Origin of the sequence: Xanthovirga aplysinae (assembly GCF_009711365.1) — a bacterium.
GTDB lineage: Bacteria > Bacteroidota > Bacteroidia > Cytophagales > Cyclobacteriaceae > Xanthovirga > Xanthovirga aplysinae.
Map to the genome: position 1 here is coordinate 1 of NZ_SMMB01000167.1, position 561 is coordinate 561.

General features: G+C 35.1%; 1 protein-coding gene. It reads right to left on the bottom strand.

Annotated features, from left to right (window positions below):
- Positions 1 to 561 (bottom strand): MBOAT family O-acyltransferase (locus tag E1171_RS00285; protein WP_187696104.1); only part of this gene is annotated, 561 nt, incomplete at both ends.

Here is a 561-nt window from a genome sequence, read left to right on the forward strand (position 1 = left end):
GGAAAAGGCCCCAAATAATAAAATTCCAACTAGCACCATGCCATAATCCTGTTACAAAAAAAATTACAATTAAATTTGAATATGTCTGCAAATGGCTCCCCCTATTTCCACCCAATGGGATATAAAGATAATCTCTAAACCAAGTAGAAAGGGATATGTGCCACCTCCTCCAAAACTCCTGTATAGATTTAGATATATAGGGATAGTTGAAATTTTCTAAAAAATCGAAACCAAACATTTTACCTAAACCAATTGCCATATCTGAATATCCTGAAAAGTCAAAGTATATTTGCAAGGAATAACAAACAATTCCTAGCCATGCTGCCACTGTAGAAAGCTCTTCTGTTGAAATTGAAAAAGCATCATCAGCAATAATTGCCATAGCATTTGCAATTAAAATCTTTTTTGAAAGTCCCCGAATAAATCGTTTTACCCCTGCAGCAAACTTCTCATATCCAATCTCCCTTTCAATAATTTGTAGAGAAATATCATGAAAGCGGACAATTGGCCCTGCGATTAGTTGTGGAAAAAGGGCAATATACAATCCAAGGTGAAATGGAT